The sequence below is a fragment of the Nitratidesulfovibrio liaohensis genome (genome assembly GCF_011682075.1).
In the GTDB taxonomy this organism is placed as follows: Bacteria; Desulfobacterota; Desulfovibrionia; order Desulfovibrionales; family Desulfovibrionaceae; genus Cupidesulfovibrio; species Cupidesulfovibrio liaohensis.
In genome coordinates, this window is sequence record NZ_VSMK01000105.1 from 1 (window position 1) to 6,669 (window position 6,669).

General features: G+C 65.2%; 6 protein-coding genes. All 6 read left to right on the forward strand.

All coding sequences use genetic code 11. The annotated features are described in order from the left end of the window. Nucleotides 1–110: 110 nt before the first annotated feature. On the forward strand, nt 111–539 hold the full coding sequence (locus tag FVW27_RS04605; RefSeq protein ID WP_167123143.1) for an Hsp20/alpha crystallin family protein: 429 nt from the start codon (nt 111–113) through the stop codon (nt 537–539). A gap of 16 nt (nt 540–555) precedes the next feature. Then, nucleotides 556–3,171 carry a Lon protease family protein gene (locus FVW27_RS04610; protein ID WP_208294632.1) on the forward strand — a complete coding sequence of 872 codons (2,616 nt, stop codon included), beginning with the start codon at nt 556–558 and terminating at the stop codon, nt 3,169–3,171. 451 nt (nt 3,172–3,622) lie between these two features. Then, the gene (locus FVW27_RS04615) at nt 3,623–3,862 is read left to right on the forward strand and encodes a hypothetical protein (RefSeq protein ID WP_167123145.1); all 240 of its coding nucleotides are present in this window, start codon (nt 3,623–3,625) and stop codon (nt 3,860–3,862) included. 676 nt (nt 3,863–4,538) lie between these two features. Beyond that, nucleotides 4,539–4,925, forward strand: coding sequence for a DUF485 domain-containing protein (locus FVW27_RS04620; protein ID WP_167123153.1), 387 nt, complete (start codon nt 4,539–4,541; stop codon nt 4,923–4,925). Further along, nucleotides 4,918–6,477: a sodium:solute symporter family transporter gene (locus tag FVW27_RS04625; RefSeq protein ID WP_167123147.1), complete on the forward strand. Its 1,560-nt coding sequence runs from the start codon at nt 4,918–4,920 to the stop codon at nt 6,475–6,477. The genes FVW27_RS04620 and FVW27_RS04625 overlap by 8 nt, the downstream gene beginning before the upstream one ends. Nucleotides 6,478–6,479: 2 nt before the next feature. Next, nucleotides 6,480–6,669: hypothetical protein (locus FVW27_RS04630; RefSeq protein WP_167123149.1), on the forward strand; the 190-nt coding region annotated here is incomplete at its 3' end.

Consider the following 6,669-nt stretch of genomic DNA (forward strand, 5'->3'; position numbering starts at 1 on the left):
CGATTGGACCGATTGGGCCACCCAGGCAGCGGCGCGCCGCGCCGCGCGGGAGGCACGCCGGCTTCACCGGCCCGCCCGCACCTTGCCCCCCATTTCCGGAGGTCATCCGCATGGCCAACTTCAAGTTGTGGAAAAGCGAGGAATTGCAGCGCCTGAGAAGCGAGAGCGACCGGATGTTCGATCGGTTGTGCTCTGGCCTTGGCCTGCCCTCGGTCTGCCAGCCGCTGATGGAACCGGCGTTGCGCATGATCGACACCCCCGATGCGGTGGTGGTCGAGGCGCAGTTGCCGGGCGTTACCGCCGAAGATCTCGACATCGTCATCACCGGCAGCGTGCTGCTGGTGCGCTGCGCCCAAAGTGCCACTTGCGGCATCGGTGAATCCAGCAGCCGCTACGAAAGTCGCTTCATGCTGCCGTGCAAGATCCGCACGGAAGAGGTGGAGGCGGAACTGGACGAGGGCGTCTTGCGCATCACCATGCCCAAGTGCCGCAGGCCCGAAGCGCGCCGCGTTCCCGTCAGGACCGGCCGGGCCGGTTGAGAAACAAGGAGGCACCATGACCACTCCCAAGAAGGCGACCAAACGCACCGCTGCCTCTACCGCGTCTTCGACTTCGTCCGCATCGGCAACGCCGTCTTCGCCCGTGGCGACCAGCGGGACGCTGCCCGCTCCCCTTGCGCCCGAACAGTTGCGCTGGACGCTGGACCCCGCAACGCTGCCCTTCGCCCATACCGGCGAGGTGGACGAGCAGACCGACATCATCGGCCAGCGGCGGGGGGTGGATGCCTTTCGCTTCGGCATGGGAATGCAGGGCAAGGGCTACAACATCTTCGTCACCGGGGCCGTGGGCATCGGCAAGCTGTCCATGGTCAAGCGGTTGCTGGGCAACGGCGCCAACGGCGCGGCCACGCCCGACGACCTGTGTTTCGTGAACAACTTCAAGACGCCGGAAGAACCCATCCTGCTGCGCTTTCCCGCAGGCAAGGGCCGCGCCTTCAAGGCCGACGTGCAGGCGTTCCTGGACACGGTGAAACGCGACATTCCCCAACTGTTCGAAAGCCAGGAATACATCGCCAGCAAGAACGAGATCATCGAGGCGCACGACAGGAAGACCCGCGAGTTCTTCAAGAACCTGGAAACCAAGGTGCGCGATTCCGGCTTCGTGCTGGTGAACATGCAGATGGGCCAGATCCAGCGGCCAGACATCGTGCCCATCGTGGACGGCGAGCCGGTGCACCTGCTGAAGCTGGAGGAAATGGCCGCCAAGGGGCGCTTTCCGCGCGAGGAACTGGAAAAGCTTCAGGAAACCTACAAGACCCTGAAGGAAGAGATCGACGCCATCTTCCTGGACGTGCGCGAACTGCAAAAGGAAGTGAAGCGCAAGACCGAAGAGGTGGACCGGCTCATGTTCATGAGTTCGGCGCGCGACCTGGCCCGCCCGCTGCTGGAAGGCTACACCGACCCCAAGGTGCAGAAGCACGTGGAGGCGGTGCTGGCCGACATGGCGGAAAATCTGGACGGCCTGAAGGTGATGGGGCAGCAGGTGCAGGGGCCCATGGGCATGTTCGTGCCCGCCCCGGCGGAAGCGGTGCTGCACCCCTACCAGGTCAACCTGCTGGTGGACAACGCCGAACTGGAAGGCCCGCCGGTTATCGTGGAATCGTTCCCCAACTACCGCAACCTGTTCGGCTCCATCGAGCGGGTCATGGATCGTTCCGGCCTGTGGCGCACCGATTTCACCAAGATCAACGCCGGGTCGTTCGTCAAGGCCAACGGCGGGTTCCTGGTGCTGAACCTGATGGACGCCATCATGGAACCGGGGGTGTGGCAAACCCTGAAGCGCGCCCTGAAAACGTCGGAAATAGAGATCCAGACCTTCGACCCCTACTACTTCATCACGGCCACGGGCATTAAGCCCGAATCCATCGAGATGGAGGTCAAGGTGGTGGTCATGGCCACGCCGCAGCTGTACCACATGCTGCGCCACTACGACCCGGACGTGCAGAAGATCTTCAAGGTGTGGGCCGACTTCGATTCGTCCATGCCGCTGGACGATGGGTGCGTCACCGAGGTTGCCAAGCTGATGAAGACCTTCGTGACGGCGCGCAACCTGCGCGCCTTCGATGCCACCGCCGTGGCCGCCCTGCTGGAACACGGCGTGCGCATGACCGGGCGGCGCGAAAAGCTGACCACCTCGTTCCCGGTGTTGCGCGACATCATGGAAGAGGCCGACTACATCGCCCGCCAGGCCGGGGCGGACATGGTGTCCGCCCCGCACGTGACCCAGGCGGTGGAGGGGCGGCAGTACCGCGCCGGACTCATCGAGGAGAAGGTGCAGGAAATGATCGACCGGGGCAGCGTGTTCATCGACACCGACGGCGAGGTTGTCGGGCAGGTGAACGGGCTGGCCGTGTACGCCATGGGCGACCACATGTTCGGCAAGCCTTCGCGCATCACCGCCACCACCTCCATGGGGCGCGAGGGCATCATCAACATCGAGCGCGAATCGGACCTGTCCGGCGCCATCCACAACAAGGGCATGCTCATCCTTTCCGGCTACCTGCGCCGGGCCTTCGCCCAGGACAAGCCGCTGACCCTGGCGGCGTCCATTGCCTTCGAACAATCGTACGGCGGGGTGGACGGCGACTCGGCCTCGTCCACCGAACTGTACGCGCTGCTGTCCAGCCTGTCGGGCGTGCCCATCCGCCAGGGCATTGCCGTCACCGGCTCGGTGAACCAGAAGGGCGAGGTGCAACCCATCGGCGGCGTGAACGAGAAGATCGAAGGCTTCCACGAGGTATGCAAGCGCAAGGGGCTGACCGGCGGGCAGGGCGTGCTGATACCCGCCGCCAACGTCAACGACCTGATGCTGAAGCCGGAAGTGCTGGATTCCGTCCGCGCGGGCACTTTCCGCATCTGGGCGGTGCGCACGGTGGACGAGGGCATCGAACTGCTGACCGGCGTGCCTGCCGGTGTGCGTGGAGCGGACGGCAACTACCCGCCCGATTCCTTGTACGGCAAGGTGGACACCCGACTGCGAGAACTGGCCGAGGGCCTGCGCAACTTTGGCGAAAAGAAGGACGACAATGGAAACGGGGGCAACGGCAAGGCCAGGGGCAAGCGCGCCAAACCCGCCAAGGAGCCGGAAGGCAAGAAGAAACAGGTTGCGTAAAGGCTGCGCCCAACGGCCTTGCCCCCAGACGCATGGGGACGGCCGTGACCGGGCGCGTGACCGCACGCAGGTCTTTGCATGACTGGACGGGCGGCCACTTCCTGCGGGAAGGGGCCGCCTTTTGTGTGTGGCGCAAAACACGCGCAGCGGGGGAAGGCCAACGGCATGCAGCCGGTAGACACCTGCCGATGCATTGTCGGCATTTGTGTCGATGGCTGATTGTTCAACCATTAAGATGTGCGTAATTATTTATTTCACAATAAGGCAGGGCAAGCGTCAAATACGTATGCGCCACGGAAAAAAGGCAATGGATCTGCACGTAGTGCACCGAAGAAACAGCTAGTCCCGCAAATGCACAATGTCAGATCGTTCCGCCTGACGCATCTTGAACGGGAGACATCATGTGATAAGAGGGGGGAACCCCTCTCCCGTAACGGCCAAAGGAGGACGCATGACCAACGAAGAGTATCCGTACGACCTGGTGCAGGTCGTGCTTGTGACACGCGACGGCAAGCGAACGGAAATTGAGGCGCGGGTGGGGACGCTGTTGTTCGTCGACGTGGAGCGGGGCAACTGTTGCGTCAGTTGCGACGCCCAAGCATGGCACGATGTGCCGGGTATGCGCCGACGTGCCGTGCGCGGCTTGATGGATGCGCTGCACGAGACGGTGCCGCTGCTGTCTGAACAGTAAGGTTGGCCCGGTTCGGGAGGCGGCCCGTTGGCGATGTCTGAAGACTGTCGCGGCGCTGGTTGCAGGAGATGACGCAGGGGATGTCGCAAGGGCGCGGCATCCCTTTTTCGTTGCCGTGCGTGTGGGGTGACCGGGCGTCCTCCTTGCCGCCCTTTCCTGTCGTTCCTGTCGCCCTTGTTCCCTTGTTGTCCTGTCGCCGGTGTGAGGGGGCGGAGGGCCGAGTGGCGCACGTTCCGGGGCGTACGGTGTGTGATGGCCGGTGAACGGCATGTTGCGGTACGTTTCTTTTCAGGTGCGCCGCGTTCGTCCGTGTGCCGTCGATGAACGGCAAGCGGCGCTGCAGGCGGCTCTGGTCGGCCTCTTTTCCGTTTTTCGCGCGTTTGTGGGTGTGTGAGGGCCATTCACCGAAAGTGATGTGGCACTGCAGTCGCATGGCCGTACAACGGAGCCATCGACACCGGCGGCACGTGATGGCCCATGATGGTTCATGATGGCCCATAATGGCCCATGATGGAGTAGACGCCGCCGGACGGACACTGCACCGGCCCGCGCCCCCTTATACGACGGACACAGTGGGCACGCGGCAAGAGCGGAACACCACAAGGAGGCACGCATGGCCACGATCACCGAAACGGCGGGCACTACCGACATGACCATGGAAGCCCCCCAAACCCACATGGCCCCGGCCCAACACGGGGCATCGCATCTGCCGCATCGGGCGCACCACCACCCCGACGAGGCGCAGTTCGCGGCGCTGGTCCGTGCCCGGTGGGGCGTTTCCCTTACCCTGACGGCCCTGATGCTGCTCATTTACTTCGGCTTCATCATGGTGCTGGCCTTCCGGCGCGACCTGTTGCAGGCCCCCGTGGGCGGCGGCATGACCCTGGGCATTCCCGTGGGGTTCGGCATCATCGTCATCGCCTCGGCGCTCACCGGCATCTACGTGTGGTGGGCCAACCGGTCGTATGACGGCGCGGTGCGTCGCATCGTGACCGGTATGCAGTCGGGCATGCAGCCCGGCGAAAAAGCGGGCCAGACCATGAAGGGGGCGCACCATGGCTAGCGAATTCACCTCCACCATCGGGCAGCCCAATGCGTTGTCCATCGGGTTCTTCTTCCTGTTCGTGGCCTTCACCCTGGGCGTCACCTGGTGGGCGGCCCGGCGCAGCCGTTCGGCGGCGGAATTCTATGCGGCCGGGCGCAGCGTCACCGGGTTCCAGAACGGGCTGGCCCTTGCGGGCGACTACATGAGCGCGGCCTCGTTCCTGGGCATTGCCGGGCTGGTGGCCCTGAAGGGGTACGACGGGCTCATCTATTCCATCGGCTTTCTGGTGGGCTGGCCGGTGATGATGTTCCTCATCGCCGAGCCCTTGCGCAACCTCGGCAAGTATACCTTTGCCGACGTGGTGGCCTACCGCCTGCGGCAACGCCCCATCCGCGTGGCGGCGGCGTGCGGCTCGCTGATGACCGTGGCCTTCTACCTCATCGCCCAGATGGTGGGCTCCGGCTCGCTGGTGCACCTGATGTTCGGCCTGCCGTACGAAACGGCGGTGCTGGTGGTGGGTGCGGTGATGATCGCATACGTGCTGTTCGGCGGCATGCTGGCCACCACCTGGGTGCAGATCATCAAGGCCGTGCTGTTGCTGGGCGGGGCCAGCGTGATGGTGTTCTTCGTGTTGCGGCACTTCGGCTTCAGCCCGGCGGAACTGTTCCGCGCATCCGCCGCGCGCTACGGCGACAAGGTGCTGGCCCCCGGCGGCCTCGTGTCCAACCCGTGGGACGCCCTGTCGCTGGGCATGGCGTTGATGTTCGGCACGGCGGGGCTGCCGCACATCCTGATGCGCTTCTACACCGTGCCGGACGCCAAGGCCGCCCGCAAGTCGGTGTTCTACGCCACGGGCCTCATCTCGTACTTCTATGTGCTCACCTTCATCATCGGCTTCGGGGCCATGACGCTGGTGGGGCAGGAGGTCGTCTCCGGGTTCGACAAGGGCGGCAACATGGCCGCGCTGCTGCTGGCCGAGGTGACCGGCGGCACCATGTTCCTGGGCTTCATCGCCGCCGTGGCCTTCGCCACCATCCTGGCCGTGGTGGCCGGGCTGACACTGGCGGGCGCCACCACCTACGCCCATGACCTCTACGCCAACGTGTTCCGGCGCGGTCAGTCCACGGAAGACGACGAGGTGCGCATGGCCAAGCGGGCCACCGTGGCGCTGGGCGTGCTGGCCGTGGCGCTGGGCATCGCCTTCAAGGGGCAGAACGTGGCCTTCATGGTGGGGCTGGCCTTCGCCATCGCTGCCAGCGCCAACTTCCCCGCGCTGCTCATGTCCATCCTGTGGAAGCGCTTTTCCACCTTCGGGGCGGTGTGCTCCATCGCCACCGGGGCCACGCTGGCCGTGGGGCTCATCGTGCTCAGCCCCACCGTGTGGGTGGACGTGCTGCATTCGCCCTGGGGCATGGCCGCGCCCTTCATGCTGAAGAACCCGGCGCTCATCTCGCTGCCCGCAGCCTTTGCCGCCGGGTGGCTGGGTTCGGTGCTGCGGCCCGAACCCGATGCGGAACAGCGCTACGCCGAACAGAAGATCCGCAACTACCTCGGCGTGGGCGCGGAGTAGGCATGAAGACCGGCGATCCCGCCATGGCAACCATGGCCCCTCCCGACGGGGAGGGGCCTTTGGTGCGGGAAGGGGACCGGGCCACGCACGGCCCGTTGTCCCTCGCCGCGCTGCCCGCGGAAACCCCGCTGCTGCGCCCCGTGCGCGACGTGCTGGAAGAATGCGGCACGGCGGCTTGCCGCGCGCCGTTGT

Bases quoted from the DNA above. Each gene is read 5' to 3' on its own strand.
- FVW27_RS04605 (WP_167123143.1), top strand. From the start codon at position 111: ATGGCCAACTTCAAGTTGTGGAAAAGCGAGGAATTGCAGCGCCTGAGA.
- FVW27_RS04610 (WP_208294632.1), top strand. From the start codon at position 556: ATGACCACTCCCAAGAAGGCGACCAAACGCACCGCTGCCTCTACCGCG.
- FVW27_RS04615 (WP_167123145.1), top strand. From the start codon at position 3,623: ATGACCAACGAAGAGTATCCGTACGACCTGGTGCAGGTCGTGCTTGTG.
- FVW27_RS04620 (WP_167123153.1), top strand. From the start codon at position 4,539: ATGGCCCCGGCCCAACACGGGGCATCGCATCTGCCGCATCGGGCGCAC.
- FVW27_RS04625 (WP_167123147.1), top strand. From the start codon at position 4,918: ATGGCTAGCGAATTCACCTCCACCATCGGGCAGCCCAATGCGTTGTCC.